Genomic DNA, 26,170 nt, shown 5'->3' with positions numbered 1-26,170 from the left:
GTGTTCGAGTACTTCCCCACCGGTCCCTACACCTGGAACCTCGGCGTCGTCGCCACGCTGAACTCCGGCGGGCTCATCGACGAGGTCGACCGCGCCTGCCGGCCGATCAAGGACGCCGCGAACGCCGGCGAGGACGCCGGGACGCCGGACTTCCTGCGCGCCTGGACCGCGCTGACCGACCAGCTCGTCGGCCAGGCGGAGGCGGCCGAGAAGGCCGGGCACGTGCGCACCGCCGGGCAGCTGTGGTTCCGCGCCAGCAACTACCTCGCGCAGGCCGAGCGGATGCTCGCCCACTCCGACCCGGACCGGGTGCCCACCTACCGGCGGATGCTGGAGATCGCGCAGAAGGCGTTCGACACGCACAGCCCGCGCGTCTCCCGCGTCGCGGTCCCCTACGAGGGGATGACGCTGCCGGCCTACTTCTCCCAGGCGCCGGCCGCCGACGACGGCCCGGTCCCGGTGGTGGTGCTGGTCAACGGGCTGGACTCCACCAAGGAGCACATGTACGCCTCGAACCACTGGGAGGAGCTGGCCGCGCGCGGCATCTCCTGCCTGATGCTCGACCAGCCCGGCACCGGCGAGGCGCTGCGCCTGCAGGGGCTCACCGCGCGGGTCGACACCGAGGCGTGGGCCGGCGCCGCCGTCGACTGGCTGGAGCAGCGGTCCGACGTCGACGCCTCCCGCATCGGCATCGTCGGCTGGTCGCTGGGCGGCTACTACGCCCCGCGGGCCGCCGCGTTCGAGCCGCGGTTCGCCCTGTGCGTGGCGTGGGGCGCCAACCACGACTGGGGTGCGGTGCAGCGGCGCCGCCGTCAGCGCGAGGGCGAGCGGCCGGTGCCGCACTACTGGGAGCACGTCCTGTGGGTGTGGGGCGTCGACGGCGACGAGGACCACCTCGACGCGTTCCTCGACTTCGCCGACCAGGTGACCCTCGAGGGCGTCGTCGAGCGGATCCGCGTGCCGTTCCTCGTCGCGCACGGGGCCAACGACCGGCAGATCCCGCTGGAGATGGCGCACCGGTCCCACGACCAGGCGGTCAACTCGCCCAAGCGGGAGCTGCGGGTGTTCACGCCCGAGGAGGGCGCGACCGAGCACATCGGCCTGGACCACCTGCCGTTCGTGAGCACCTTCATCGCCGACTGGGTGGCCGACACCTTCGCCGAGCTGGGCGCCCAGCGGGCCTGACCCCGCCGGTCGTCGACCTGCTGCCGTCTCCGGGGCGCCGAGACGGCAGCAGGTCGACACCGGGTGCGAGTGGTCAGCGACGGGGGTCTCGGGTGCCCGATGACCCCGGTGACCGGCCACTCGGCGACGACCGGGCGCTACGCCACCTGGAACGAGCGCTTCGCGAGGCCGATGAAGAAGCCGTCGATCGCGGTGGTGACGCCGGCCGTCGGGTCGGTCGCGGCGCCGAGGGTGACGAACAGCGGCGTGAAGTGCTCGACCGTCGGGTGGGCGTAGCGCAGGCCGGGCGCCCGGAGCCGGAAGCGGGCGAGCTCCTCGACGTCGCCCCGGGCGAGCGCGTCGGCGGCCCAGGCGTCGAAGTCCGCCGACCAGCCGGGGACGGCGCCGCCGAGCATCTCGCGGGTCAGGTACGGCAGGCCGTGGGTCATGAAGCCCGACCCGACCACCAGCACGCCCTGCTCGCGCAGCGGCCGCAGCCGCTCCCCCAGCGCCAGCAGCGTCGCCGTGTCGTGCGTCGGCAGGCTCAGCTGCAGCACCGGGACGTCGGCCTCCGGGTACATGACCTTCAGCGGCACCCACGCGCCGTGGTCGAGGCCCCGGCCGCGGTGCTCGTACACGTGCGCCGCCTCCGGCAGGACGGCGAGCAGCTGCCGCGCCAGCTCGCCGGACTCCGGGGTGTCGTAGCGCATCCGCGAGTACATCGGGTCGAAACCGCCGAAGTCGTAGACGAGCTCGGTGGGCACGGTGCTGGTGATGCCGAGGGAGTCGGACTCCCAGTGCGCGCTGACGATGAGCACCGCCCGCGGCCGGGGCAGTGCCCGGGCCCAGGCGGCCAGCTCGCGCATCCAGGCGGCGTCCTCGAACAGCGGCGGCGCGCCGTGGCTGAGGTAGAGCGCCGGCAGCGGGCCGTCGTCCGGCGTCCAGGGGCGGTGCTGCCCCAGCCCGGCGACGTGCCGCAGGTGCGCGGCGAAGGGGTGCCGGGGGTCGACGAGCGCGTCCGCGGCGGCGGTGGGGTGCACGGGTCAGCCCGCCAGCGGGAGGTCGAGGGTGTGCAGGTCCAGGGTGTGCAGGTCCAGGGTGTGCTGGGTGTGGTCGCGCTTGACGGCGAGGTAGCGGGCGTTGGCCGCCGACAGGTGGACGCCGGTGGGCACCCGCTCGGTGACCGCGACGCCGAGCAGCTCGAGCTGCGCGGCCTTGTCGGGGTTGTTCGACAGCAGCCTGACCCGGTCGGCGCCGAGCGCCTGCAGCATCTGCGCGGCGGCCGTGTAGTCGCGCTCGTCCTCGCCGCGGCCCAGCGCCCGGTTGGCCTCGTAGGTGTCCAGGCCGGCGTCCTGCAGCGCGTAGGCGTCGAGCTTGGCGTACAGGCCGATGCCGCGGCCCTCCTGGCGCAGGTACAGCAGGAAGCCGCCCTCGTCCGCGATCCGCTCGGCGGCCTCGCGAAGCTGCGGGCCGCAGTCGCAGCGCTGCGAGCCGAGGACGTCGCCGGTGAGGCACTCGCTGTGCGGGCGCACCAGCGGCGCCTGCCCGCCGGCCGCCGAGCGGGTCAGCGCGCCGCGCCAGTCGCCGAGACCCAGCAGCAGGTGCTCCCGGCCGTCGGCCAGCCCGTCGAAGGTCACCACCTCGGCCGTCGTGGCGTACCCGTCGGCGAAGCGCAGCGGCACGGTCACCCGGGTGCGCACCGTCGCCGAGGGGACCGGGGACACCAGGTCCGGGTTGAGGGAGAGGGTCACTGCGGCCTCCACGTCACTTGTACCTACAACCGATGACCCTAGTCCCCGTTGGTTGAAGCGACAAGCACCCGGGTGGGACGATGTCGTCGTGGGACCCCGGTGGCTGGACGACGACGAGATGCGGGCCTGGCTGCGCCTGGTCGCCGTCGTCGAGCTGCTGCCCGGCGTGCTGGACGGCCAGCTCCGCCGCGACGCCGGGCTGACCCACTTCGACTACCACGTGCTCGCGATGCTGTCCGAGGCGCCGGAGCGCACGCTGCGGATGACCGAGCTGGCCACCCGCACCAACGCCACGCTCCCCCGCCTGTCGCACGTCGTGCGGCGGCTGGAGGAGCGCGGCCTGGTCGAGCGGGCGCCGTGCCCCTCCGACGGGCGGGCCACCAACGCCCGGCTCACCGACGCCGGCTGGACCAAGGTCCGCGAGACCGCGCCCGGGCACCTGGCGACGGTGCGCGAGCACGTGATCGACGCGCTGACGCCGGAGCAGGTCGGCCAGCTCGCCGACGTCGCCGGGGCGCTCCTGGAACGGCTCGACCCGGACGGCCGCCTGGCCACGGGCCTGGCGGCGGCGGAGGCGCGCGGCCGGGACCGGTGAGTCCGCGGCCGCCGCGGAGTCAGCCGGCGACGCGGGTGGCCATGCCGGTGTAGTCGACGACCAGGCCGTCGTCGTCGACGGTGAGCTCGAAGGCGCCGTGCGCGTCGTCGGAGTACCGCCACCACAGCGGGCCCAGCCGGCGGTAGGTCTGGTCGACCCGCGTCACCCCCAGCGCCGGCACGTCGACCCAGGCGACCGGCGTCGTCACCTCCTCGCCGACGCCGAGGTCCGCCAGCCGCCGGATCGGGAGGGTGTTGGTCAACGGAGTGGCGGCGACGTCGACGTCCACGCACCCGTCGAGCTCCGGGGCGCGCTCGCCGTCGACGGTCCACCGGCGGTGGTCGTCCGCCGACAGGGCCAGCCGGCGCTCCCCGGCGGCGGACACCGACGAGACCTCGACCGCACGGGTGGCCCACGTCTCGTCGAGCCGCACGCGGAACGTGCAGGCGAGGACGGTCCCCGGGCCCGCCAGCACCTCGGTGCCGTGGAGCAGCCAGCCGCCGTCCCGCCGCTCGACGCGGGCCAGGCTGTGCCCGGCGTCCTCGTCCGTCCGCCGCCACGCCACCACCCGGGGGTCCATGCGCGGAGGCTAGGCGCGGCCACCGACGGACTCAGGCGGTGCGGGCGCCCTCCCACAGGTCGATGCCGGCGTCGACGGCGTGCCGGTCGATGCGGGCGAGCTCCTCGTCGCTGAAGTCCAGCCGCTCGAGCGCGCCGACGTTCTGCTCGAGCTGGGCGACGCTGCTGGCGCCGATGAGCACGCTGGTCACCCGCGGGTCGCGCAGCGCCCAGGCCAGCGCCATCTGCGCCAGCGACTGCCCGCGCTCGGCCGCCAGCTCGCCCAGCGCGCGGACGTGCGTGATCGCCTCGTCGGTGAGCAGGTCCGGCGACAGCGACTTGCCCTGGCTGGCCCGCGAGCCCTCGGGGATGCCGCCGAGGTACTTGTCGGTGAGCATCCCCTGCGCCAGCGGCGAGAACGCGATGCAGCCGGCGCCGACGTCGGCGAGAGTGTCGAGCAGGCCCTCGGTCTCGATCCAGCGGTTGAGCATCGAGTAGCTGGGCTGGTGGATCAGCAGCGGCGTGCCGAGGTCGGCGAGGATCGCGGCGGCCCTCGCGGTGTCCTCCGGCGAGTAGGAGGAGATGCCGGCGTAAAGCGCCCTCCCCGACCGGACGGCGGTGTCCAGCGCCCCCATCGTCTCCTCGAGCGGCGTCGTCGGGTCCGGCCGGTGCGAGTAGAAGACGTCGACGTAGTCCAGGCCCATCCGCCGCAGCGACTGGTCGAGGCTGGCGAGCACGTACTTCCGCGAGCCGCCGCCCTGGCCGTAGGGGCCGGGCCACATGTCCCAGCCGGCCTTGGTGGAGAGCACCAGCTCGTCGCGGTAGGGGCGGAAGTCGTCGCGCAGGTGCCGGCCGAAGTTGGTCTCCGCGCTGCCGTAGGGCGGGCCGTAGTTGTTGGCCAGGTCGAAGTGCGTGATGCCCAGGTCGAAGGCCCGGCGGAGGATGGCGCGCTGGCGGTCCAGCGGCACGTCGTCGCCGAAGTTGTGCCACAGCCCGAGGCTGATCGCCGGGAGGTCCAGGCCGCTGCGGCCGGTCCGGCGGTAGGTCATCGAGTCGTAGCGGCCCTCGGCTGCGGCATACGTCATGACGACGATCCTGCCCGGCACGCGGGGAGCCGAACCGGGCGCCCCCGGTGACGCAGCGCCGGGTCCTCCCCCGGGAGGGGGCGGGACCCCGCTGCACTGGGGCGACGGCGAGGACGATCACCGGCGCGGGGGCCCGTCCGCCCGACCCGGAGGGAGGGGCCGCGATGCCCTTCTTCGACGGCACCCGGGGCCGCGTGCACCACGACGCCTGGCTCCCCGACGGCGACGCCCGCGCCGTCGTCGTCCTCCACCACGGCGACTTCGGCGAGCACCTGGGCCTCTACGCGCCCCTCGGCCGGCGGCTGGCCGCCGACGGGATCGCCGTGCACGCCCTGGACGCGATCGGCCACGGCCGCAGCGACGGCGCGCGCGATCTGATGCTCAGCCGGGACGACCAGGCCGACGACCTCCGCACGCTGGCCGCGATCGCCCGGGCCCGGCACCCCGGCCGGCCGCTGGTGCTGATGGGCCACTCGGGCGGGGGCGTGGCCGCGCTGCTGCTGGCCCAGCGGTCCCCCGACCTGGCGGAGGCGCTGGTCGTCTCCGACCCGCCCGCCCTCCCCGTGCCGGTGATCGAGGCGATGCTCGCCGGGGAGGTCGAGCCCCCGGACCCGGCGGAGGTGTTCAGCACCCACCCCGGCTATCTGGAGGCGCTGCGCACCGACCCGCTGGTGAACCGCGGGCCGGTGCCCCGGCAGACCCTGGAGGCGGTGGTCCGCTCGTGGTCCGCGGTGGCCGACGGGCTCGCCCGGGGCCGGCCCGACGTCCCGACGCTGGTCCTGCACGGCGGGGCCGACCCGGTCGTCCCGCTGGAGAACTCCCGCGCGCTGGTCGCGCGGCTGCCGCGGGCAACGCTGCGCACCTTCCCGGGCGACCTGCACGACGTCCTCAACGAGCACGACCGCGACGCCGTGCACGACGTCGTCGCCGCCTTCGTGCTGGCCCAGGTGCGTCCCGCCGTCCGGACCTGAGGCCGCCCGGGCCCCGGGCACCGGGCCGGGACCGGCCGGATCTAGCGTGCCCCGGTGCCCTCCTCCTCCCCCGGCCCCGGTCCGTCCTCCCCCCAGGCCCGCCCGGGCAGGGGCGTCGTCCTGGTCACCGGGGCGAGCTCCGGGCTCGGCGCGGAGATGGCGCGCCAGTTCACCGCCCGCGGCTGGGACCTCGCGCTGTGCGCCCGCCGGACCGACCGGCTGGACGCCCTCGCGGACGGGATCCGGACGGCGAGCGGCCGGCGGGTGGAGACGGCGGCGCTCGACGTCACCGACGCCGACGCCGTGCCCGCGGTGTTCCGCCGCTTCGACGAGGCCTTCGGCGGGCTCGACCGGGTGGTCGTCGACGCCGGCCTGGGCAAGGGCGCCCCGCTCGGCACCGGCCGCGCCGACGCCAACCGCGAGACGGCGATGACCAACTTCGTCGGCGCGCTGGCGCAGTGCGAGGCGGCGCTGGAGGTGTTCCGCCGGCAGCGCCGCGGCCACCTGGTGCTCGTCTCGTCGATGTCCGCGCTGCGCGGGATGCGGAGGGGCACGACCACCTACGCGGCCACCAAGGCCGGGGTGGCGGCACTCGCCGAGGGGCTGCGCTCCGAGCGCATCCCCGGCGTCGACGTGTCCGTGGTGTACCCGGGCTACATCCGGTCGGAGATGAACGAGCACGTGCAGCAGGCCACCCGGTTCAGGGTGGACACCGGGACCGGCGTGCGCGCGATGGTCGAGGCGATCGAGGCGCGCAGGGCGAAGGCGTACGTGCCGGCCTGGCCGTGGGTGCCGATCGGCGTCGCGATGCGGGTGCTGCCGCTCTCCGTCGTCCGGCGGCTCTCGTGACCGCCACCGACGCGCGCCCGGTCCGGGCCGAGGACGCCTTCGACGTCCCCGCCGTCGCCGCCTGGCTGGCCGCGCACGCCGACCCCGCGCGGGCCGGCGTCGACCTGTCCGCCGTCCCCGAGGTGCGCCAGTTCGCCGGCGGCGTCTCCAACCTGACCTACCTGCTGCGCTACCCCGACGGCGACCTGGTGCTGCGCCGCCCGCCGCGCGGGGAGCACACCGGCACCGCGCACGACGTCGCCCGCGAGTACCGCGTCCAGGACGCGCTGGGCCGGGTCCTCCCGCACGTGCCGCGCACCGTCGCGCTGTGCGAGGACACCGCCGTCGTCGGGACGCCGTTCTCCGTCGTCCGGCGGGTCGAGGGGCCGATCCCCCGCCGCTCGCTGCCGCCGGGCGTGGACCTCGACCGGGAGCAGGTCGCGCGGCTGTGCCGCAACGTCGTCGACCTGCTGGTCGACCTGCACGCGGTCGACGTGCGGGCCGCCGGGCTGGCCGGCCTCGACCGCGGCCCCGGCTACGTGCGCCGCCAGGTGGAGAACTGGACGAAGCGGTACGCGCGGGCCCGCACGCGGGACGTGCCCGCCTTCGCCCGGGTGACCGCGTGGCTGGCCGAGCACCAGCCCGCCGACCGGCCGCACACGCTGGTGCACAACGACTTCCGGTTCGACAACGTCGTCCTCGACCCCGCCGACCCCACCCGCCCGGTCGGCCTGCTCGACTGGGAGCTGGCCACCGTCGGCGACCCGCTGGTGGACCTGGCCAGCGCGCTCGGCTACTGGATCCAGGCCGACGACGGCCCGCTGATGCGCCGGTTCAGCCGCCAGCCCACGACGTTGCCCGGGATGATGACCCGCGAGCAGGTGGTCGCGTACTACAGCGCGCGGACCGGCCAGCGGGTCACCAACGCCGAGTGGGCCTGGTACGAGGTGTTCGGCCTGTTCCGCGTCGCGGTCATCGCCCAGCAGGTGTGGGCGCGCTACCGGACGGGGCAGACGACGAACCCGGCGTTCCGCTCCTTCGGCCTCGCCGTCCGGCTGCTCGAGCGGCGCTGCCTGGCGGTGATCCGGCGGGCCGGCCGGCTCACCCCCGACCGCGCCGCGGCGCAGGTCGGCAGTCCGCTGCTCACCCGCCGCCGCATCCGGCCGCGCCGGTGGACGCCGCCGGCGTTCGCCGACCCCGGCCCGACCGCGCCGCTGCGTGTCGCCCGCCGGCTGCCGACCGGCGACTCCGGCCCCGAGGACGTGCTCTTCGACGACGCCGGCCTGGTGGTCACCGGGCTGCGCGACGGCAGCGTCGTGCGGATCGACCCGGTCACCGGCGAGCGGACGCCGGTCGGCCGGACCGGCGGCCGCCCGCTCGGGGTGGAGCCGCGCGCCGACGGCAGCGTGCTCGTCTGCGACCACGACCTCGGGCTGCTGCGGGTGGGCGTCTCGGGCGACGTGGAGGTGCTGGTGTCCGAGGTCGACGGCGAGCCGGTGACCTTCGCGAGCAACGTCGTCGCGGCGCCCGACGGGACGGTGTGGTTCACGACGTCGACCACCCGGTGGGACGTCGAGCACCACCTCGGTGACTTCTTCGAGCACTCGGCCACCGGGCGGCTGGTGCGGCGGGACCCCGACGGCACGGTGACCACGGTGCTGTCCGGGCTCGGCTTCGCCAACGGGCTGGTGCGGGCGCCCGACGGCTCGCACCTGCTGCTGGCCGAGACCTCCCGCTACCGGGTGCTGCGGTACTGGCTGACCGGGGAGCGCGCGGGCACGACCGAGCCGCTGGTGGAGAACCTGCCCGGCTTCCCCGACAACGCCTCGCTCGGCAGCGACGGGCTGCTGTGGGTGGCGATCGCCGCGCCGCGCAACGCGCTGCTGGACCGGCTGCTGCCGCTGCCGGGCGTGCTGCGGCTGCTGCTGTGGAACGTGCCGGAGCGGGTGCGGCCGGAGGCGACGCCGATCGCCTGGGTGATGGCGTTCGACCCGGTCGACGGCCGCCGGGTGCACGACCTGCGCGCCACCGACGCCGGCTACGGCTTCGTCACCGCGGTCGCCGAGCGCGGCGGCACGCTGGTGGCCTCCGGCCTGCACGAGGACGACGTCGTGGTGCTGGAGTCCCCCGGTCAGCGGACGGTGTAGGGGCCGGTCGGGACGGCGTGGTAGCCCTTCGCGCCGACCGTCCGCGCCAGCTCGCTGCGCGGCGGGCGCCCGGCGGCGAGGGCGTCGAGAGCGGCGCGGAAGTCCCACTCCGGCGTCCAACCGAGGTCGGCGCGGGCGGCGGCGTTGACGTAGACCCGGTCGATCGACGGGAACAGCCGCCAGCCCAGCCGCTCGTACAGCGCCGGGACGTCGGGGAAGAGCCGTCCGACGACGGCCGGGGCGTCGGTGCGCAGCTGCACCAGGTCGTCCCGGCCGAACGGCGTGGTGGCGCTGACGACGTAGCGGCCGAACCCGAGCGCCGGCGCGCGGTCGAGGGCGGCGCGGTGGGCGGAGACGACGTCGGCGAGGTCCACCCGCCGGTACAGCAGCTCGTTGACCTTCACGTTGTCGTCGGCGTAGGCGCTGCGGACGTCGTCGCTGTCGTCGCCCTCCGGGAAGAAGCGCGAGGTCCGCAGGACGACGACGGGCAGGCCGGTGTCGCGGGCGACGAGCTCGCAGAGGTCCTCGGCGGCGACCTTGGTGGCGCCGTAGACGTTGCGCACCCGCGGCGGCACGGCCTCGGTGACCCACGCGGCGGGCTCGCCGGGCGCGGGGGTCAGCGCGCGGCCGAAGGCGCTGGTCGTGCTGGTGGCCACCACCCGCCCGACACCGGCGGCCGCCGCCTCCTCGAGGACGGCCAGGGTGCCGGTGACGTTGGTGTCGACGAACGCCTGCCGGCCGTGCGTGCCGACGTGCGGCTTGTGCAGCGTGGCGGTGTGCAGCACCGCGTCGGCGCCGGCGAGGGCGTCCCGGACCGCGGCGCGGTCGGTGACCGAGGCGACGACGTCGGTCCACGGCGAGGGCAGCAGGTCCAGGCCGGCGACGTCGTCCCCGGCGTCGCGCAGCACGCGGACCAGCGCCTCGCCGAGGTGGCCGGAGCTCCCGGTGACGAGGACACGCACGCCCGCCACCCTGGCACGTCCCCGGCCGGTCCCCGGACGCGGACGGCCGCCCGGTCCTGGTGGACCGGGCGGCCGGACCGTGCAGCGCCGGCCCGACAGCCGCCTCTCGGCGAGTGGCCGCTCGCAGCGGCAGGAGGTGAGGCCCGGGGGCGTGGACCGGACCGGCACCCTCTCCAACGCACCGTCCGCCGGGACATTCCCGGCCCCGCCTGGTGGGGCGGTGGGCTGGTCGTCGCGGTGAGGCCGGTGGGGGTGGTGACGGTGAGGGTGCCGTCGGCGGCCGACTCGTGCCGCCAGCCCGGTGCCGCAGGACGTGGCGGCAACGCATCCACAGGGGAGAGCGCAGGTCAGACGACCGCCCGTCGGTCCGCCCCGCGCCCCGGCTGCGCACCCGCACGGGATCCGGGCGACAGCAGCGCCGCCCGGGCGGCGAGGACGGCGGAGCGCTCGGCGAGAGCGGCGGCACGGGCGGCCAGCCGGCGGCCGCGGCGGCGGTGACCCGCGGCGGCGACGCGGCGGTGGTGCCGCACCGACCGCCGGAGCTCGGCCGCGCGGGCGCCGTCGAGGGTCGCGGTGAGCCAGTCGGTCACGGCGCGCCCCACCCGGTGGGGACCAGCGCCGGGCCGGGCAGCGCCGCGGCCGAGGCGACGACGTGGTCGACCAGCCCGTAGGCGACGGCCTCCTGCGCGGTGAACCAGCGGTCCCGGTCGGAGTCCCGCTCGATCTGCTCCACGGTCTGCCCGGTGTGCAGCGCCTGCAGCTCGTCGAGGTCCCGCTTCAGCCGGCGCAGCGCCTCGGCCTGGACGGCGACGTCGGACTGCGTGCCGCCGAGCCCGCCCGAGGGCTGGTGCACGAGGATCCGGGTGTGCGGCAGCGTGAACCGCTTGCCCGGCGTGCCGGCGGTCAGCAGGAACTGCCCCATCGAGGCCGCCGTCCCGAACGCGTAGGTGGCGACGTCGCAGCCGATCGCCTGCATCGTGTCGAAGACGGCCATCCCGGCGGTCACCGAGCCGCCGGGTGAGTTGACGTAGAGGTGCACGTCGCGTCGCGGGTCGTCGGCCGCGAGCAGCAGCATCTGCGCGCACAGGCGGTTGGCGACGTCGTCGTCCACCTCGCTGCCGAGCACGACGATGCGCTCGCGGAGCAGGCGGTCGGCGACGGCGTCGTGCAAGGACGGGGAGCCGGTCGGGGTCTGCACGGTCGGTACCTCCTGGGCCGCCGGGGTCGGACGGCCGCAGTCAATCGGGAACGCAGCAGGAATGCGCCCCCGAATGGTCCCGTTTCACCATTCGCGCAATTCTTCCGCTGTCGGCGGAATGGCGCGGGCGGCTCGGTCGCCGGCCCGCAGCAGCTGCTCGAACGGCGTGGCCGGATGACCGGTCAGGCCGGGGACGGCGCTGCTCACGGCGGCCATCTCCCCGGCCGCGATCGCGGTGTACGTCGACACCCACGCCTCGACCTGCCAGTCCGGAGCGCCGTAGGAGGCGCGGGAGGCGAAGGCCTCCTCGACGGTCTCCGCGTGGTACCGGACCGGGCGGCCGGTGACGGCGGTGATCGTGGCCGCGACCTCGGCGAGGGTGAGCGCCTCCGGACCGGTGAGGTCGTACGTACGCCCGGCATGGGCGGCGGGCTCGCGGAGGACGGCGACCGCGGCGTCGGCGACGTCGTCCTGGGCGACCGCGGCGACCCGCCCGTCGCCGGCCGGGCCGCGGATCACGCCGTCCTCCCCCACCAGGCCGGGCAGGAAGTCGGCGTAGAGCGCGTCGCGCAGGAAGGTGGAGCGCAGCCCGCGGGCGCGGACGTGCTCCTCGGTGGCCCAGTGGTCGCGGGCGAGGGTGAAGGTCGCGTCCGGGGCGGCGCCCTGGAACGACAGGTAGACGAGGTGCCGCACGCCGGCGGCCGCGGCGGCGTCGACGAAGGCGCGGTGCTGGTCGACCCGGTCGGCGGACTCCGACGCCGACACCATGAACACGGTCCCCACGCCCTCCAGCGCCCGGCGGACGGCGTCGCCGTCGGCGTACGGCGCGACGACGATGGTCGCGCCCGGCAACCGCGGCGCGCGGGACGGGTCGCGGACCAGCAGGCGCTGCGGGACGCCGGCGGCGGACAGCCGGCGGGCGACCCGGCCCCCGACCTGTCCGGTCGAGCCGGTGACGGCGACGGGGCTCGGGCTCAACGCGACTCCTCGGGGTGGGTGCGGACGTCGCCCGATCCTCGCCCGGGCGGCGTCCTCAGGCCGCGGCGGCCAGTACCGGGCGCGCCTCGGCGGGGCGGACCGGGCGGCGGACCGGCAGCGGGACGACCGGCGCCGGCGTCCGGCGGGAGGCGAGCACCGCGCAGGTGACGAGGGCGCACGCGAGCCCGACCGCGGCCGACAACGCCACGGCCACCTGCCCTGCCGCGAGGCCGTGGCCGGTCCACGCGGCGCAGGACCCGGCGCCGAGCCACCACCGCACCGGCGAGAGCCCGGAGACGTCCTGCGTGCGGTCGCGCAGCAGGCCCAGCGGCTGCGGCACCGCGGCGGCGACTCCGACGACCGCGGCCACGGAGGCGAGGACGGCGGCGGCCGCGGCCGGCGCGGCGCCGAGGTCCACCGCGACCAGGCAGCCCCCGGCGAGGGCGGCGAGCCCCGCGGCGCCGGAGGCGGTGCGGGCCAGGACCCGCCGGGTGCGCAGCGCCGGCTGGGTGAGCAGCAGGGCGGCGAGCACCGCGGCGTTGCCCGCGCCGACGACGGCGTTGGTGACCACCTGGGCCGGGTCGTGCGCCAGCAGGCCGAACGTCAGCCAGGCCAGGTTCAGCGCGACGGCCAGCCAGCTGCCCGTGGGCGAGAGTCCCCGGGTCCGGCCGTGCCGGCAGGAGAGCCGGACCTGGGGCCAGACGACGGCGATGCTGAGGGTGGACGCGACGATGCCGAGGACGGCGGGCATGGTGGTGCGGGGATCCGTTCAGGAGGACGAGCGCGGGGCGCGGCCACCGGCCGGGAGACGGCGCTCCACCGGGCCGGGTCCCTCGTCACTGAGCGGATCCACGGGTGACCGCACGGGTCATCGGCGCCCGCCGTCCGCAACGGAACCCGATCGGCCGTGATCCTCCTGTGACCTCGCTCGCTGTGACCCCGCTCGCCCCGAGCGGTCCTTCGACCCTGCCCCCGGGCCGCCGGTCGCGGGACGGTCGCTCCATGCGCCAGAAGCTGCGTCCTGTCCGGGCCGGGGTGGCCGCGGTCCTCGGCATCGTCCTGCTCGCCTCGTGCTCCGGCGACGACGGCGGCTCGGGCGACGGCGGGGGCTCCGCAGCCGACTCCCCGGCGACCAGCTCCCCCGCGGAGGACACGGCCGGGGAGGACTTCTGCACCCGGGCAGCCGACCTCGACCAGCGGGTCGAGGCGGCCGTGGACGAGGCCGGCGGCGACACCTCGGTCCCCGACGTCTTCCGTCAGCTCGCCGAGGAGATGCGGGACATCACCGCGCCGGAGGCGATCGCCGACGACTGGGACACCATGCGGACCGGACTGGACCGGATGGCCGACGCGGTGGCCGACCTCGACCTCACCGACGCGGACTCGGTCGCGGCACTGGAGGAGGCAGGGAACGGGCTGGACACGGCGAGCGACGACGTCGAGGCCTACCTGCGCGACGAGTGCGGGATCGGCTGACCCGCGACGGTCAGGACAGCGGCTGCCGGCACTGCGGGCAGGCCCGGTCGGGCAGCGGCTCGCCCTCGGTCAGCAGGCACCCGCCCAGCACGACCTCACCGCGGTCGCTCGCGTCGAACGCCTCCGCGGAGGGCAGCCCGAAGCGGAGCGGGACCGCGCGCGGGGACCCGGCGCAGTCGGGGCAGGACGGGATGGTGCGACGGGTCACGGTCCTCACCGTAGGAACGGCACCGACACTCCCCCGGCGGCGTTCACCCGTCCGGGTGCCCGGTGCCCGCGCGGCGGAACGTGCGTGCGCACGGCCCCGGGTGGGTAGAGCGCCGCACGGACGACCGGGAACCCCCTCCCGGCACCACCGAACCGCAGGAGGAGGCGACGTGTCGCTCCCTCGTCCCCAGGTCCCCGACGTCGACCGCCGCATCGTGGTCGCCTACCAGGAGCTCGGCACCGCCCGCGACGGGTTCCGCGACTCCCCGAGCGGCGAGGGCTTCACGCTGTGCCAGGCGGCCCAGCAGGCGCTCGACGACCTGCTCGACCTCCGGCTGACCCTCACCGCCGCACTGGCCCGGACGGTGCCGACCGCGGCCTGAGCGTCGGCACCACCGCGCCGGCTCACCACCCGAGGTGGACGTCGGCCACGATCCCGACGGCGAGGAGCGCGGCGGCGACGGCGTCGACGGCGGCGCAGAACGGCGGCCACCAGCGGGTGCCGGCCACGAACCCGGTGCGGTGCTGCCAGAGGTCCTTCAGGCCGTGGCCGGCCAGGCCGGCCACGAGCAGCCAGGCCGAGCCGGTCACCCCCGCCGCGGCGACGACGACGAAGACGCCGGCGACGACGGTCTCGACGGCGACGACCCTGCCCCGCCCGTCGGCCACGCTGAACCCGATGTAGACCGCGGCGATCAGGACGAGCCCCATCGAGTAGACGGTGGCGTCGTCGAGCCAGGGGAAGGCCAGCGGCGACGCGGCCTGCAGGCAGCCCCAGACCACGCCCCAGGCGATCGGTGCGCGCAGGGCGCGCACCCCGGCGGCCGTCGCCCTGCGGCGCTGCGCGTGCGGTGCGCTCCCGGAGGCGGTCACGCCGTCCTCCCCTCCCTGACGCGACGCCGGTCCGACCGCGGGTCAGCGTCCGGCGCGGGTGAGCCGCCTGGCGCGCCCGGCGGCCACCGGCGCGGTCAGCCCGATCGCGCCGCGCACGGCGCGGGGGAGACCTGGGATCCGGTCGTAGTCGATGCCGCCCCAGGGTGGTCGCGGGTCGTAGTCGACGGCTCGTTGCACCCGGCGGGCGGTGGCCTCGTCGGTCAGGCGGGCGGCGAGGTGCAGTGCCATGTCGATGCCGGCAGAGACGCCGGCGGACATGACCAGGTCGCCGTCCTCGACCCACCTCCGCTGGTGGTACGTGGCACCCAGGCGCTCCAGGATCCCGGAGTAGAACCAGTTGGTGGTGGCGGTGCCGCCGGCGGCGGTGTGCAGCCGGCCGTCGACGAGCCACCGCTGCCGGGCGGCGATGGCGCCCAGCTCCTCCAGCGGCTCCCGGTAGGCCCAGTGCACGGCCGCCCGCGCGCCGCGCAGCAGACCGGCGGCGGCCAGCACGAGTGCCCCGTTGCCGGTGGACCCGACGACCTCCGCCCCGACGGCGGCCGAGCGGACGTAGGACACCAGCGCCTCGTCCTCCGTCGCGGTGAGGGTGCTCGCCCCGCCACCGGGCACGATCACCGCCCACGGGTCCGGCACCTCGGCGAAGGTGGCCGCCGGCAGCAGCCCCAGCGGCGTGTCGGTGGCCAGCTGCTCGGCGCGCTCGCCGACCACGACGGTGCGGTACCGCGCGCCCCCGATGCCGGGGGTCTTCAGCACGGTGAGCGGGCCGATGAGGTCCAGCGGCGTCACGCCGGGGTGGACCGGGAACGCGAGGACCTTCTCCGTGCCGGACATGGCGGTTTCCTCCCGGTGCTCGGCGTTCAGTGCCGGACGTCGTGGGCGGTCGCCTGCGCGTCGGGCGCACCGCGTGGCCCGGGTACGGGTGCGCTGCTCCTCGCGGCGGCGTCGACCACGTGGGCGGCGTCGTCGGCGACGAAGCCCAGCAGCGCCGAGCCGCGGGTGTGCTGCCAGGACAGGCCGAGGAAGTACAGCCCGGGGACGTCGGTGATCCCGCGGGTGTGGACCACACGGCCGTCGCGCAGGACTCCCGGGACGTCGATCCAGGAGTGGTCGGGCCGGTAGCCGGTCGCCCACACGACGACGCCCACCTCCCCGCTGGTGCCGTCGGCGAACCGCACCGTGCGGCCGGCGGCGTCGGCCAGCCGCGGCCGGAACCGGACACCCGCCCGCAGCAGGCCCCGCCGGCTGCTGCCGATCAGGAACTCGCCGCGGGACTGCATCCGCCGGCCGAGCCGGGAACCGGCGGGCACCCGCATCAGCCGCAGCCGGGTCAGCCACCAGAACAGGTCGCGGCCGAGCAGCCGCTGCGGCAGCGCCGGGTACGCCGCGCCGACCGACAGCTGCACCGGCCGGGTCCGGGCCAGCTCCTCGGCGATCTGGAAGCCGGAGTTGCCGCCGCCGACGACCAGCACGGGCCCCTCGGGCAGAGCGTCGGGGCTGCGGTACCCGGAGCTGTGCAGCTGGGTCACCGACCCGTCCAGCCCGGCGGACAGCGGCGGGACGAACGGGGTCTGGAACGGTCCGGTGGCCACGATGACCTGCCGGGCGCTGTAGGTCCCCCCGGCGGTGCTGATCCGGAACCCGGCACCGGTGCGCTGCAGCCCGGTCACCCGCGCGTCCAGCCGCACCGGCAGGTGGAAGGCGGCGGCGTAGTCGCGCAGGTAGTCGGCGACCGCCTCCTTGCCCGGGTAGGTGCCGGCCGGTGCCGGGAACGGCAGGCCGGGCAGCGCGTCGTGCTCGGCCGGGGTGAACAGCCGCAGCGACTCCCAGCGCGTGCGCCAGGTGTGCCCGATCTCCGCCGCGGCCTCCAGGACCAGGAAGCGCAGTCCCCGCTCGCGCAGGTGCCAGGCGGCCGCCAGGCCGGCCTGACCGCCGCCCACGACGACGACGTCGAGCGGCTCGGTCGGCGCCGTCACGGCGTCGCTCCCCGGTCCACGGTGAAGCTGAACATCATCCCGGCGTGCATGTGCTCGGCGATGTGACAGTGCGCCATCCACAGGCCGGGGTTGGTGACGTCGAGCAGGAGGTCGACGGTCTGACCGGTCGGGATGAGCACGGTGTCCTTCCACACCAGGTTGGGCTCGGGGGTCCCGTCCCGGGCGAGGACGAGGAAGCGGCCGGCGCCGTGGACGTGGAACGGGTGGTGCATCGGGTGGTCGGAGTCCATCTCGTTGACCAGCCGGATCTTGACCCGCTGACCGGCGGTGAAGTGCCAGTCGACGGGGAGCCCGTCGCGGCCGGCGGTGCGGTCCAGCAACTTCCAGCGCATCGTCTCCGTGGTGGTGGCCCGGTTCGTCTCGGCCATCTCGTCCTCCCACTCGATCCCGTCGGCGGGGGCGGGACCTGGGTGGTGGGTGTGCGCGGCGTCGTGACCCGTCGCCGACGTCTCCGCGGCGTCGGCGCCGTGGCCCGCGTCGTGACCGTGGCCCGCGTCGTGACCGTGGCCCGCGTCGTGACCGTGGCTCCCGCCCGAGGCGGTCGCCATCAGCTTCATGCCGCACTTCGGGCAGCGCCCCGGCTGGTCGCTGACCACCTCGGGGTGCATCGGGCAGGCGTAGGTCGCCGGTCCCGCCGTCGCGGGCGCGGCCCGGTCGTCCATCTCGGCGACGATCGCGAGGACCTCGTCGGGCGCCGCGGCCAGCCACGCACCGAGCTGCTCCCGCTCGGCCACCAGCTCCGGCGCAGTCCGCAGCGCCTCGAACCGCTCGGCCAGCGGCGGCTCGGCGACCTCGCCGGTGACGGTGATCGTCGCCAACCGGTAGGTCCGGTTCGGGGTGCGGTGCTCCAGTGCGAACTCGCCCGCCCGGTCGAACAGCACGTCCACGACCGCCCGCTCCGACGGGGCCAGCACGACGTCGGCGACGAACTCCTCGTGCTCCACCCGGCCGCTGTCGCCGCCGACGAGCTTCATCCGGGCACCGGGCACGGCCACCCGGAAGACCCGGCTGTTGGCCGTGTCGGTCAGCCACAGCCGGACGACCTCGCCGGTCCGTGCGGTGAACGCCGGGTCGGTCTCCCCGCCGGTGAGCATCACGTTGCCGTAGCGGCCCATCGCCGCGTAGTTGGTCTCGGTGCGGCTGAACGGGGCGATCGCGCCGTCCTCGAGCAGCAGGTCGTCGAGGGTCAGCACCACGTCGCGGTGCGCCGGCGGCCAGTAGTCCGGCTCGGCCGGGTCGACCAGGATGCTGCCGTAGAGACCCAGCTCCTGGGTGACGTCCTCGCGGACGTGCGGGTGGTACCAGTACAGGCCCGGGTCGGGGAACTGGATGCGGTAGCTGAACTCCCCGCCCGGCGGGATCGGGGTCTGCGTCTCGTGCGGCACGCCGTCGTAGCGGTTCTCCAGGCGCAGCCCGTGCCAGTGCACGGTGGTGTCGAGGTCGGTGCCGTTGACGACGTGCACGACGACCTCCGAGCCCTGCCGGACCCTCAGCGTGGGACCGGGGATCGAGCCGTTGTAGGCCAGCATCCGCACCGTGCTGTTCCCGATCCGCTTGGCGACCGGAGCCGGGCGCAGCCGCAGCTCCTCGCCGTTCCGCAGCTCGATCACCTCGGGCGCGACGGCCTCGGGCAGGTCGGTGAGGTCGGTGGAGAGGAAGGTGTCCACGGGACGTCCTCCTGTCGGTGAGCGTGGAGCCTCAGCTCCGGGTGCCGCCGGCGACGTGAGGGGATCCGAGGGAGTCCGCGGCGCCGCGTGCACCGGCGCGGGCGGGCTCGACGACGTGCTCCGCAGTCATGGCGCCTCCTGTGCGGACCGGTAGTGCACCGCCGCCGGGTGTGGGCTGTCCAGACGCTCGGCGATGGTCCGGCCCGGCGGCGCCCAGGGAGTCGAGACCCGGCGCCCGGCCGGAGCAGGAGACCCTGGTCCCGGGCCCCCCGGTCGCAGCGTCGGGCACCATCCGGCCGTGGACCCCGAGCAGTTGCTGCGGACGGCGGCCGACCGCCTCGAGGCGCTCGCCGCCCGGACGCCCCCCGGCGACTGGCGGACCGGCGGACTGCTGGCGACCCGCCCCGAGGTGGTCGCACACCTCCCCGACGGGAGCACCGAGCACGTGGCCGAGGCGCGGGCCGGGACCGGCGCGTGGATCGCGGCTCTCTCCCCCGCGCTGGCCGCGCCGCTCGCGGGCTGGCTGCGCGCCGCGGCGACGCACGAGCCGGCCGACCCGGCGGCCGCGACGTTCGCCCGGGCGCTGCTCGCGCGGCTGCCCTGACCGGACTCCACCGGAGGGCCCGGAGGACGGGACCCGGGAGCGGTCTCGGTCACCACGTGGAGGGCCGTCCGGAACGATCCCGATCCGACGTGCCGGACGACGAGCGCCGCCGGCGTCAGCGGACGGTCCCGCCGGTCCGCGCCGGCACGGCCTCGCGGGGCGAGGGGATGCCGGCCGGGGCGGGCGGGATGTTGGGGTTGTGCCGGAAGACGTTGTCCGGGTCCCACACGGCCTTGAGCTCGGCGAGGCGGCGGTACTTGCGCTCCCCGTAGGAGGCTCGCACCCGCCGGTCGTCGGTGTCGGCCTCGAAGTTCAGGTACGTCCCGTCGTCGGGGGCGTAGGGGCGCAAGGCGTTCCAGAGGTCGCGGACCCAGGCGCGGTCGGCCGCATAGGACTCGTCGTCGGGGGCCATGGCGAGGAGAGCCAGCGCCCAGTGCGGACGTCGGGGGCTGCCCCACGCCGTCGCGTCGTCGGAGATCTCGCTGTACCGGCCGGTGAGCGGGAACATCGGCACGTAGGAGAGCGGCGAGCGCATGAGGGGGAGCCGCTCCAGGATGACCGCGAGCGCATCGTCGCTCAGCCGGTCGAGGTTCAGCCCCTTGTCGTAGGCGCGGATGCCCCACGGGTTGGCGTCATCGAGCATCTGCTGCAGCGCCACGTGCGGGATCGGGGTGACCATCTCGAACAGCGGGTCGCGCTCCCGCAGCGGCCGGATCGCCGCGGCGTGCTCCTCGGCGCTGCCCCAGCCCGCGACCAGCACCGCGACGCCACGCTCGCCGCGGTGCTCCTCGGGCACGAACGGCTCGGGCGGCGCGGACATCCCGACCACGGCACCGGTGATCCCGGCCGGGAGGTCGAACAGGTACTCACGGAGGAAGCGCAGCGGCTCGAGGGCGTCGTCCGGTCGCCAGAAGAACATGCCCACGTTCGCCAAGGGGTTGAGCTCGTGCGGGGCGAACACGAGCTCGGTCACGATCCCGAAGTTGGTGCCGGCGCCGCGCAGTGCCCAGAACAGCTCGGGTTCCGTGTCCTCGGAGGCGGTCACGGTGCGCCCGTCGGCGGTGACCAGGGTGGCGGCCACCAGGTTGTCGCACGCCAGCCCCTGCTGGGACGTCAACCAGCCCAGTCCGCCGCTCAGCGTGAGGCCGGAGACGCCCGTGTGGCTGACCGTGCCGCCGGCCACGGCCAGTCCGAGCGGCGCGGTCGCGGCGTCGACGGCGGCCAACGTCGCGCCGCCTCCCACGTGGACCCGGTGGGCCTCCGCATCCACCCGGACGCCGGCGATCCGGGACAGGTCGATCATGACGGCGTCCTCGGCCACGGCGTTCCCGGCTCCGCTGTGGCCGCCACCGCGCACGGTCAGGTCCACCCCCTCCTCGCGCACGACAGCGAGGGTCCGCGCGACCTCCTCGGCCGACGTAGGCCGCACGATCAGCGCCGGCTGGCGCGTGATGGCGCCGTTCCAGACGGCCCCGGCCCGTGCCGCGGCGAACCCGGGGTCGGCCGGTTGCAGCACCTCACCGGCGACGGACCGGGCCAGGCGGGTGAGGACAGCATGGTCGAGCGGCATGGCGACTCCCTGCGGACTCGAGATCGCCTCCGGTGGTCCGTGACCGCTGGGAAGCGATGGAGCACCGTCGCACGTGATCCGCGGCCGGACACCCGTGCGCGTTCCCCCGGATCCCCGGTCGACCGGCGGGTCCCGGCGTGTGGTGACCCGTGGCTGGCCCAGCGCGCCGCCTGGTCATGCCGGAGACCTGCCGTGCGGTGGGTGGTGCCCGTGCGGAGCCTCCGGCCCGCTCGCCTTCTCAGCCGAGCGGGACGGAGCACCCGGTCCACGTCGCTCCTCCCGTTCCTCGGGCCCACGGAACGCCACCGGCCCGGCCCCGCGAGGGGACCGGGCCGGTGGACGGGTCGGTCATCGGTCAGCGACGTCCTGCCGCCGGTGCAGGACGTCGCTGACCGGTCAGGTCAGCTGCAGCCGCTGGTGGAGCCGCAGCCCTCGCAGACGTAGCAGCTGCCGGCGGGACGCATCTTCGTGCCGCAGGTCATGCACAGCGGCGCGTCGGTGACGTTGCCCGTGACCAGCTCGAGCAGCTCGGCCGAGGAGTGGGCCTCCTTCACCGGCTTCTCGGCGGCCGGCTCCGGCTTGGCGGGCGCCTCGGTCGGCACCGAGCCGCGCAGCGCCTCGACGTCGACCTCCTCCTCGACGACCTCCGCCGTCGAGGCGGAGCCGCCGTAGGTGCCCGACACCTGCGCCGCCCGCTCCTCGGCGGTGAAGATGCCGAGGGTCGCGCGCGTCTCGACCGGCAGGTGGTCCAGTGCCAGGCGACGGAAGATGTAGTCCATCACCGACTGGGCGATCCGGATGTCCGGGTCGTCGGTCATGCCGGCCGGCTCGAAGCGCATGTTGGTGAACTTCTGGATGTAGGTCTCCAGCGGCACACCGTGCTGCAGCGCGATCGAGATGCCGATCGAGAAGGCGTCCATGACACCGGCCAGGGTCGAGCCCTGCTTGCCGAGCTTGAGGAACACCTCGCCGAGGCTGCCGTCCTCGTACATCCCGGCGGTCATGTAGCCCTCGGCGCCGGCGACGCTGAACGACGTCGTCATGCTCTGCCGCTTCTTCGGCAGCCGGCGGCGGACCGGGTGCGACGTCGCGGCGACCGGGGCGGCCTCCACCTCGGCCTTGGCCCCACCGTCGGCAGTGGTCTTCTTGGCCTTGGCGTCGGACAGCGGCTGGCCGACCTTGCAGTTGTCGCGGTAGATCGCCAGTGCCTTGAGGCCGAGCTTCCAGCCCTGGAAGTAGATGTTCTCGACGTCCTCGACGGTCGCCGTCTCCGGCATGTTGACCGTCTTGCTGATCGCGCCGGAGATGAACGGCTGCACCGCGGCCATCATGCGGACGTGGCCCATCGGGGAGATGGCCCGCTCGCCCATGGCGCAGTCGAACACCTCGTAGTGCTCCGGGCGCAGGCTCGGGGCGTCGACGACGTGGCCGTGCTCGGCGATGTACTCGACGATCGCCTCGACCTGCTCGTCCTGGTAGCCGAGGCTCTTCAGCGCCCGCGGGACCGTCTGGTTGACGATCTGCATGGACCCGCCGCCGACCAGCTTCTTGTACTTGACCAGCGAGAAGTCCGGCTCGATGCCGGTCGTGTCGCAGTCCATCATGAAGCCGATGGTCCCGGTGGGGGCGAGGACCGAGGCCTGCGCGTTGCGCCAGCCGTTGTCCGCGCCGATCTCCAGGCACTCCTGCCACTGGGCGGTGGCGGCCCGCAGCACGTCGGCGTCGTCGGCGCCGACCGGGCGGATGGCGTCGTTGGCGGCGGCGTGCTTGCGCATCACCCGGGCGTGCGCGTCGGCGTTGCGGGCGAAGCCCTCGTACGCGCCGACGATGCCGGCCAGCTCGGCCGAGCGGCGGTAGGCGGTGCCGGTCATCAGCGAGGTGATGGCCGCGGCCAGGGTCTGGCCGCCGCGCGAGTCGTAGGCGTGGCCGGTGGCCATCAGCAGCGCGCCGAGGTTGGCGTAGCCGATGCCCAGCTGCCGGTAGGCGCGGGTGGTCTCACCGATCGGCTCGGTCGGGAAGTCGGCGAAGCAGATCGAGATGTCCATCGCCGTGATGACCAGCTCGACGGCCTTGACGAAGGTCTTGGCGTCGAACGTCCCGTCGTCCTTGAGGAACTTCATGAGGTTCAGGGACGCCAGGTTGCACGAGCTGTTGTCCAGGCTCATGTACTCCGAGCAGGGGTTGGACGCGTTGATCCGGCCCGTCTCGGGGTTGGTGTGCCAGTCGTTGATGGTGTCGTCGTACTGGATGCCGGGGTCGGCGCACTCCCAGGCGGCCTGGGTGACCTTGCGGAACAGCCCCCGGGCGTCGACCTCCTCGATGACCGAGCCGTCGAGGCGGGCGCGCAGGCCGAAGTCGGTGCCGTCCTCCACCGCGCGCATGAACTCGTCGGAGACCCGGACCGAGTTGTTGGCGTTCTGGTACTGGACGCTGGTGATGTCCTTGCCGCCGAGGTCCATGTCGTACCCGGCGTCCCGCAGCGCGCGGATCTTGTCCTCCTCGCGCGCCTTGGTCTCGATGAACTCCTCGATGTCGGGGTGGTCGATGTCGAGGACGACCATCTTGGCCGCGCGCCGGGTGGCGCCACCGGACTTGATGGTCCCGGCGGAGGCGTCGGCGCCGCGCATGAAGCTGACCGGGCCGGAGGCGGTGCCGCCGGAGGACAGCAGCTCCTTGGACGAGCGGATGCGGGAGAGGTTCAGGCCGGCGCCGGAGCCGCCCTTGAAGATCAGCCCCTCCTCCCGGTACCAGTTGAGGATCGAGTCCATCGTGTCGTCGACGGCGAGGATGAAGCAGGCGCTGACCTGCTGCGGCGCGCTCGTGCCGACGTTGAACCACACGGGGCTGTTGAAGCTGAACACCTGGTGCAGCAGCATCCAGGTCAGCTCGTGCTCGAAGACCTCCGCGTCGCCCTCGGTGGCGAAGTAGCCGTGCTCGCGACCGGCCGCGCCGTAGGTGAGCACCACCCGGTCGATGAGCTGACGCAGGCTGGTCTCCCGCTGCGGGGTGCCGACGGCGCCGCGGAAGTACTTCGTGGTGACGATGTTGGTGGCGTTGATGCTCCACTCGGCGGGGAACTCGACGCCGCGCTGCTCGAAGTTGATCGAGCCGTCACGCCAGTTGGTCATGACGACGTCGCGACGCTCCCACGTCACCTCGTCGTACGGGTGGACGCCGGCGGTCGTGTAGACCCGCTTGACCTTCAGGCCCTTCCCCCTGGTCGGCGCCTTGGCGGCCCGGCGCGTACGGCCTGCCGGGCGGTCCTCGATCTCGGTCACGAGCTCTCCCTCGGTGAGTGGTGCGGGCGGCTGGGGAAGAGAGCCACCCTGTTCCTATCTGGTCCTGCTGACGGTTCCGGTGGTGCTGAGAGGGCCGGCGACGCTGCCGGCGCACGTCTGGTCGCGCGGGCGGCGGTCAGCCGTCGCGGGCGGTGGAGGGGGTGCGGGCGGAGCCCCGGCGGCGCGGCGCCGGCGGCTCGATCTGCAGCCCGGGCAGCGGCGGGGTGCCGCCGCGGTGGTGGCGGGCCCGCAGCTCGGTGATCTCCTTCTCGAAGTCCTCGACCGAGGTGAAGGCGCGGTAGACGCTGGCGAAGCGCAGATAGGCGACCTCGTCGAGCTCGCGCAGCGGCTGCAGGATGGCCAGCCCCACCTCGTGGCTGGGGACCTCGGCCACGCCGCTGGCGCGGATGGCGTCCTCGACCTGCTGGGCCAGCTGCTGGAGCTGGTCCTCGTCGACCGGCCGGCCCTGGCAGGCACGCCGCACGCCGGCGACGACCTTGGTCCGGTTGAACGGCTCGCTCACCCCGCTGCGCTTGACGACGGCGAGCACCGCCTCCTCGACGGTGGTGAACCGGCGGCCGCAGGCCGGGCACGAGCGGCGGCGACGGGTGGTGGCCCCCTCGTCGGCCTCGCGCGAGTCGATCACGCGGCTGTCGGGGTTGTGGCAGAACGGGCAGCGCACTGCGGTTCACCTCCCTCCGCGGAAGACCCGCCCGGCCGGGGACCCGGCTCGGGCGGCTCGTGCCGGCGGGCTCGTCCGGTCCTGCCGGACCCGCCCGCCTGCGTCTGTCTGTGGACCCCTCTGGGGACATCCGGTGGACACCCCGTGGAGGTCCTGAGGACGGCCTGTGGAGGACTTCCATCGGTGCAACTACTAGATGTAGGGGGACAGTAGGCCGCGCTCCACTACATCTGCAAGACGAGAACCCGCGTGTCTCTTCCACCGAGATCCGGCCGTGACCCCGTGGTGACCAGGCGCGAGCAGGGCTCCCTCCCGTCACACGACACGCCGGGGTGCCGCGCGTGTCGGCGCGCGGGAGGGGTCGTGCGGGTGTATCCGGCCGCCGCCGGCGGGACGCGGGCGGGCACCCGGAGGGCGCGCAGGCGCCTCCCCGGGACGCCGGTGGAGGTGTGCGGAGGGGCCGCCGGGACACGCCCCCGGCGACGGGTCAGGCGGTGGGGCGGACGGCGGGACGACCGCCGCGGGGGTGGGGCACCAGGTCACCGAGCCGGATCGGGCGGGTCAGCATGTCCGGCTCGTCGGCGACCGCACCGCCGGCCGGGGCCGGGCAGGTGACGACCGGCATCTCGGCGGTCGCCGCGCGGTGCCGGCCCGAGCCGCCGGGCGCGCGGTGCCGGCCCACGGCGGACGGGACGACGGCGGGCTGCTCGGCGGTGACGTCGCCACCGTGCCGGCGGACGCCCCGGCGCGCGGGGCGCGCCCCCGGGACGACGGCGCGCGGGCCGACGGCCGGCATCACGACCGTCCCCGTGGCGTCAGCGGCACCGTCGGCGCGGCCGGACGCCAGCGTCAGGTGCCGCTCGGGCAGCCGGACGGCGGCCAGGTCCACCCAGGCCTCCTGCTCCCCGACGGCCACCCCGGCGTCGCGCAGCCGGACCCGGGCCTCACAGCCGCCGGTCGCGTCGTGCCGCCAGCCGAGCATGGCGCCCGGCACCCAGGCGCCGTCCACGAGGACCTCGACGTCCTGCGGGGAGCGGAAGGTCACCGCTGCGTTGCTGTTCACGGCTGCTGACACGCTCCTGACCGTAGGTGCCCTGATGACTCCCGACCGTGAACGACCGGGCCCGGATGGTTGACGAAGTCACCGGCGCGCTCTCGTCACTTCTCGTGACGACGACGCCGGGCGGAGCACCTAGGGCAGGCGCAGCACCTGCCTGGGGACGACGGCCGCCCCCTCCAGGTCGTTGAGTGCCTGGATCGCGTCGACCACCGCGCGCACGTCCTGGCCGGCGCCGGCGACCTCCGCGGCGATCGACCACACCGTGTCACCGCTCCCGACCACGACACTGCTCTCGCCGGCCAGGCGCAGGCCGTCGTCGGGGGCGAGGAACTCGCGGCCGAGGGCGGCGCCGCCGACACCGGCGGCGAGGACCAGCACGGTGACCAGGCGGCGCCCGCGGCGGGTCAGCCGCACCGGCGCCGGGGCCGGTGCGCACCGCGCGCGGACGCTGGCCCGGGCGGGCTCCGAGCGCACCGGCCGCCCGCTCGGGCGGGCCGGGTC

The 26,170-nt window shown here is 75.3% G+C and carries 27 protein-coding genes; 8 read left to right on the top strand and 19 right to left on the bottom strand.

All coding sequences use genetic code 11. The features are described 5' to 3' along the window. A complete protein-coding gene (locus ACFO3M_RS19395) occupies window positions 1–1,185 on the top strand; it encodes an alpha/beta hydrolase family protein (RefSeq protein ID WP_387992725.1) in 1,185 nt (394 codons plus the stop codon). 137 nt (window positions 1,186–1,322) lie between these two features. Here ACFO3M_RS19395 and ACFO3M_RS19390 read toward each other — a convergent pair whose 3' ends face one another. Further along, a complete protein-coding gene (locus ACFO3M_RS19390) occupies window positions 1,323–2,204 on the bottom strand; it encodes a dioxygenase family protein (RefSeq protein WP_387992722.1) in 882 nt (293 codons plus the stop codon). Window positions 2,205–2,207: 3 nt separating this feature from the next. Continuing rightward, window positions 2,208–2,915, bottom strand: coding sequence for a GTP cyclohydrolase II (locus ACFO3M_RS19385; protein WP_387992719.1), 708 nt, complete (start codon window positions 2,913–2,915; stop codon window positions 2,208–2,210). 88 nt (window positions 2,916–3,003) lie between these two features. Between ACFO3M_RS19385 and ACFO3M_RS19380 the strand changes: the two genes are divergently transcribed. Then, window positions 3,004–3,510 (top strand): MarR family winged helix-turn-helix transcriptional regulator, encoded by a 507-nt coding sequence (locus ACFO3M_RS19380; RefSeq protein WP_387992716.1) that lies wholly within the window; start codon window positions 3,004–3,006, stop codon window positions 3,508–3,510. 19 nt (window positions 3,511–3,529) lie between these two features. On the opposite strand, the gene ACFO3M_RS19375 is transcribed toward ACFO3M_RS19380, so the two are convergent. Both ACFO3M_RS19375 and mgrA read right to left on the bottom strand, forming a co-directional pair. Then, window positions 3,530–4,090 (bottom strand): putative glycolipid-binding domain-containing protein, encoded by a 561-nt coding sequence (locus ACFO3M_RS19375; protein WP_387992713.1) that lies wholly within the window; start codon window positions 4,088–4,090, stop codon window positions 3,530–3,532. A 31-nt stretch (window positions 4,091–4,121) separates the two neighbouring features. Further along, window positions 4,122–5,153, bottom strand: coding sequence for an L-glyceraldehyde 3-phosphate reductase (mgrA, locus tag ACFO3M_RS19370; RefSeq protein WP_387992710.1), 1,032 nt, complete (start codon window positions 5,151–5,153; stop codon window positions 4,122–4,124). A 164-nt stretch (window positions 5,154–5,317) separates the two neighbouring features. Between mgrA and ACFO3M_RS19365 the strand changes: the two genes are divergently transcribed. Genes ACFO3M_RS19365 through ACFO3M_RS19355 form a run of 3 tightly spaced genes read left to right on the top strand, consistent with a single transcriptional unit; the run spans window position 5,318 to window position 9,099 of the window. Continuing rightward, window positions 5,318–6,124 carry an alpha/beta fold hydrolase gene (locus ACFO3M_RS19365; protein ID WP_387992707.1) on the top strand — a complete coding sequence of 269 codons (807 nt, stop codon included), beginning with the start codon at window positions 5,318–5,320 and terminating at the stop codon, window positions 6,122–6,124. Window positions 6,125–6,178: 54 nt separating this feature from the next. Further along, window positions 6,179–6,973 (top strand): SDR family oxidoreductase, encoded by a 795-nt coding sequence (locus ACFO3M_RS19360; protein ID WP_387992704.1) that lies wholly within the window; start codon window positions 6,179–6,181, stop codon window positions 6,971–6,973. Continuing rightward, entirely contained in the window at window positions 6,970–9,099 is a 2,130-nt protein-coding gene (locus tag ACFO3M_RS19355) for a phosphotransferase (RefSeq protein WP_387992701.1), read from the top strand. Before ACFO3M_RS19360 ends, ACFO3M_RS19355 begins: the two co-directional genes overlap by 4 nt. Here ACFO3M_RS19355 and ACFO3M_RS19350 read toward each other — a convergent pair. The 5 genes from ACFO3M_RS19350 to ACFO3M_RS19330 all read right to left on the bottom strand — a co-directional run bounded on the left by ACFO3M_RS19350 (window position 9,084) and on the right by ACFO3M_RS19330 (window position 12,988). Further along, the gene (locus tag ACFO3M_RS19350; RefSeq protein WP_387992698.1) at window positions 9,084–10,061 is read right to left on the bottom strand and encodes an NAD-dependent epimerase/dehydratase family protein; all 978 of its coding nucleotides are present in this window, start codon (window positions 10,059–10,061) and stop codon (window positions 9,084–9,086) included. The two genes, ACFO3M_RS19355 and ACFO3M_RS19350, sit on opposite strands and share 16 nt — an antisense overlap. A gap of 347 nt (window positions 10,062–10,408) precedes the next feature. After that, on the bottom strand, window positions 10,409–10,651 hold the full coding sequence (locus ACFO3M_RS19345; RefSeq protein ID WP_387992695.1) for a hypothetical protein: 243 nt from the start codon (window positions 10,649–10,651) through the stop codon (window positions 10,409–10,411). Beyond that, entirely contained in the window at window positions 10,648–11,304 is a 657-nt protein-coding gene (locus ACFO3M_RS19340) for an ATP-dependent Clp protease proteolytic subunit (protein WP_387992868.1), read from the bottom strand. Before ACFO3M_RS19340 ends, ACFO3M_RS19345 begins: the two co-directional genes overlap by 4 nt. A 39-nt stretch (window positions 11,305–11,343) precedes the next feature. Continuing rightward, window positions 11,344–12,237, bottom strand: coding sequence for an SDR family oxidoreductase (locus ACFO3M_RS19335; protein WP_387992692.1), 894 nt, complete (start codon window positions 12,235–12,237; stop codon window positions 11,344–11,346). Window positions 12,238–12,292: 55 nt separating this feature from the next. Continuing rightward, a complete protein-coding gene (locus tag ACFO3M_RS19330; RefSeq protein WP_387992689.1) occupies window positions 12,293–12,988 on the bottom strand; it encodes a SemiSWEET transporter in 696 nt (231 codons plus the stop codon). A 251-nt stretch (window positions 12,989–13,239) separates the two neighbouring features. On the opposite strand from ACFO3M_RS19330, the gene ACFO3M_RS19325 reads away from it, so the two are divergent. Continuing rightward, window positions 13,240–13,713 (top strand): hypothetical protein, encoded by a 474-nt coding sequence (locus ACFO3M_RS19325; RefSeq protein WP_387992686.1) that lies wholly within the window; start codon window positions 13,240–13,242, stop codon window positions 13,711–13,713. Between the two features lie 10 nt (window positions 13,714–13,723). On the opposite strand, the gene ACFO3M_RS19320 is transcribed toward ACFO3M_RS19325, so the two are convergent. Further along, window positions 13,724–13,921: a hypothetical protein gene (locus tag ACFO3M_RS19320; protein ID WP_387992683.1), complete on the bottom strand. Its 198-nt coding sequence runs from the start codon at window positions 13,919–13,921 to the stop codon at window positions 13,724–13,726. Window positions 13,922–14,090: 169 nt separating this feature from the next. On the opposite strand from ACFO3M_RS19320, the gene ACFO3M_RS19315 reads away from it, so the two are divergent. Beyond that, window positions 14,091–14,303 (top strand): hypothetical protein, encoded by a 213-nt coding sequence (locus ACFO3M_RS19315; RefSeq protein ID WP_387992680.1) that lies wholly within the window; start codon window positions 14,091–14,093, stop codon window positions 14,301–14,303. Window positions 14,304–14,325: 22 nt separating this feature from the next. Here ACFO3M_RS19315 and ACFO3M_RS19310 read toward each other — a convergent pair whose 3' ends face one another. From ACFO3M_RS19310 to ACFO3M_RS19295, 4 genes are read right to left on the bottom strand one after another with little or no spacing between them, the layout of a single operon-like run. Then, a complete protein-coding gene (locus ACFO3M_RS19310) occupies window positions 14,326–14,793 on the bottom strand; it encodes a hypothetical protein (protein ID WP_387992677.1) in 468 nt (155 codons plus the stop codon). 42 nt (window positions 14,794–14,835) lie between these two features. Further along, a complete protein-coding gene (locus ACFO3M_RS19305; RefSeq protein WP_387992674.1) occupies window positions 14,836–15,645 on the bottom strand; it encodes a DJ-1/PfpI family protein in 810 nt (269 codons plus the stop codon). Window positions 15,646–15,671: 26 nt separating this feature from the next. Next, window positions 15,672–16,787 carry a flavin-containing monooxygenase gene (locus tag ACFO3M_RS19300; RefSeq protein WP_387992672.1) on the bottom strand — a complete coding sequence of 372 codons (1,116 nt, stop codon included), beginning with the start codon at window positions 16,785–16,787 and terminating at the stop codon, window positions 15,672–15,674. Next, window positions 16,784–18,475 (bottom strand): multicopper oxidase domain-containing protein, encoded by a 1,692-nt coding sequence (locus ACFO3M_RS19295; protein WP_387992669.1) that lies wholly within the window; start codon window positions 18,473–18,475, stop codon window positions 16,784–16,786. The genes ACFO3M_RS19300 and ACFO3M_RS19295 overlap by 4 nt, the downstream gene beginning before the upstream one ends. Before the next feature lie 298 nt (window positions 18,476–18,773). Between ACFO3M_RS19295 and ACFO3M_RS19290 the strand changes: the two genes are divergently transcribed. After that, window positions 18,774–19,079, top strand: a complete 306-nt coding sequence (locus ACFO3M_RS19290; RefSeq protein WP_387992666.1) for a hypothetical protein — start codon at window positions 18,774–18,776, stop codon at window positions 19,077–19,079. 115 nt (window positions 19,080–19,194) lie between these two features. Here ACFO3M_RS19290 and ACFO3M_RS19285 read toward each other — a convergent pair whose 3' ends face one another. The 5 genes from ACFO3M_RS19285 to ACFO3M_RS19265 all read right to left on the bottom strand — a co-directional run. Beyond that, the gene (locus ACFO3M_RS19285) at window positions 19,195–20,649 is read right to left on the bottom strand and encodes an FAD-binding oxidoreductase (protein ID WP_387992663.1); all 1,455 of its coding nucleotides are present in this window, start codon (window positions 20,647–20,649) and stop codon (window positions 19,195–19,197) included. A 401-nt stretch (window positions 20,650–21,050) separates the two neighbouring features. Beyond that, a complete protein-coding gene (locus ACFO3M_RS19280) occupies window positions 21,051–23,927 on the bottom strand; it encodes a vitamin B12-dependent ribonucleotide reductase (protein ID WP_387992660.1) in 2,877 nt (958 codons plus the stop codon). 136 nt (window positions 23,928–24,063) lie between these two features. Beyond that, window positions 24,064–24,609, bottom strand: a complete 546-nt coding sequence (gene nrdR / locus ACFO3M_RS19275; protein WP_387992657.1) for a transcriptional regulator NrdR — start codon at window positions 24,607–24,609, stop codon at window positions 24,064–24,066. 487 nt (window positions 24,610–25,096) lie between these two features. After that, on the bottom strand, window positions 25,097–25,684 hold the full coding sequence (locus tag ACFO3M_RS19270; RefSeq protein WP_387992654.1) for a hypothetical protein: 588 nt from the start codon (window positions 25,682–25,684) through the stop codon (window positions 25,097–25,099). A gap of 117 nt (window positions 25,685–25,801) precedes the next feature. Next, window positions 25,802–26,170, bottom strand: a 369-nt coding sequence (locus ACFO3M_RS19265; RefSeq protein ID WP_387992651.1) for a LysM peptidoglycan-binding domain-containing protein, incomplete at its 5' end; no start/stop codon positions are given.

It is taken from the genome of Geodermatophilus arenarius, assembly GCF_042654585.1.
GTDB classification, from domain to species: domain Bacteria; phylum Actinomycetota; class Actinomycetes; order Mycobacteriales; family Geodermatophilaceae; genus Geodermatophilus; species Geodermatophilus arenarius.
This window is presented reverse-complemented; position numbering and strand designations above follow the sequence as displayed.

Bases quoted from the DNA above. Each gene is read 5' to 3' on its own strand.
- ACFO3M_RS19365 (WP_387992707.1), top strand. From the start codon at position 5,318: ATGCCCTTCTTCGACGGCACCCGGGGCCGCGTGCACCACGACGCCTGG.
- mgrA (WP_387992710.1), bottom strand. From the start codon at position 5,153: ATGACGTATGCCGCAGCCGAGGGCCGCTACGACTCGATGACCTACCGC.
- ACFO3M_RS19325 (WP_387992686.1), top strand. From the start codon at position 13,240: ATGCGCCAGAAGCTGCGTCCTGTCCGGGCCGGGGTGGCCGCGGTCCTC.
- ACFO3M_RS19285 (WP_387992663.1), bottom strand. From the start codon at position 20,649: ATGCCGCTCGACCATGCTGTCCTCACCCGCCTGGCCCGGTCCGTCGCC.
- ACFO3M_RS19330 (WP_387992689.1), bottom strand. From the start codon at position 12,988: ATGCCCGCCGTCCTCGGCATCGTCGCGTCCACCCTCAGCATCGCCGTC.
- ACFO3M_RS19305 (WP_387992674.1), bottom strand. From the start codon at position 15,645: ATGTCCGGCACGGAGAAGGTCCTCGCGTTCCCGGTCCACCCCGGCGTG.
- ACFO3M_RS19375 (WP_387992713.1), bottom strand. From the start codon at position 4,090: ATGGACCCCCGGGTGGTGGCGTGGCGGCGGACGGACGAGGACGCCGGG.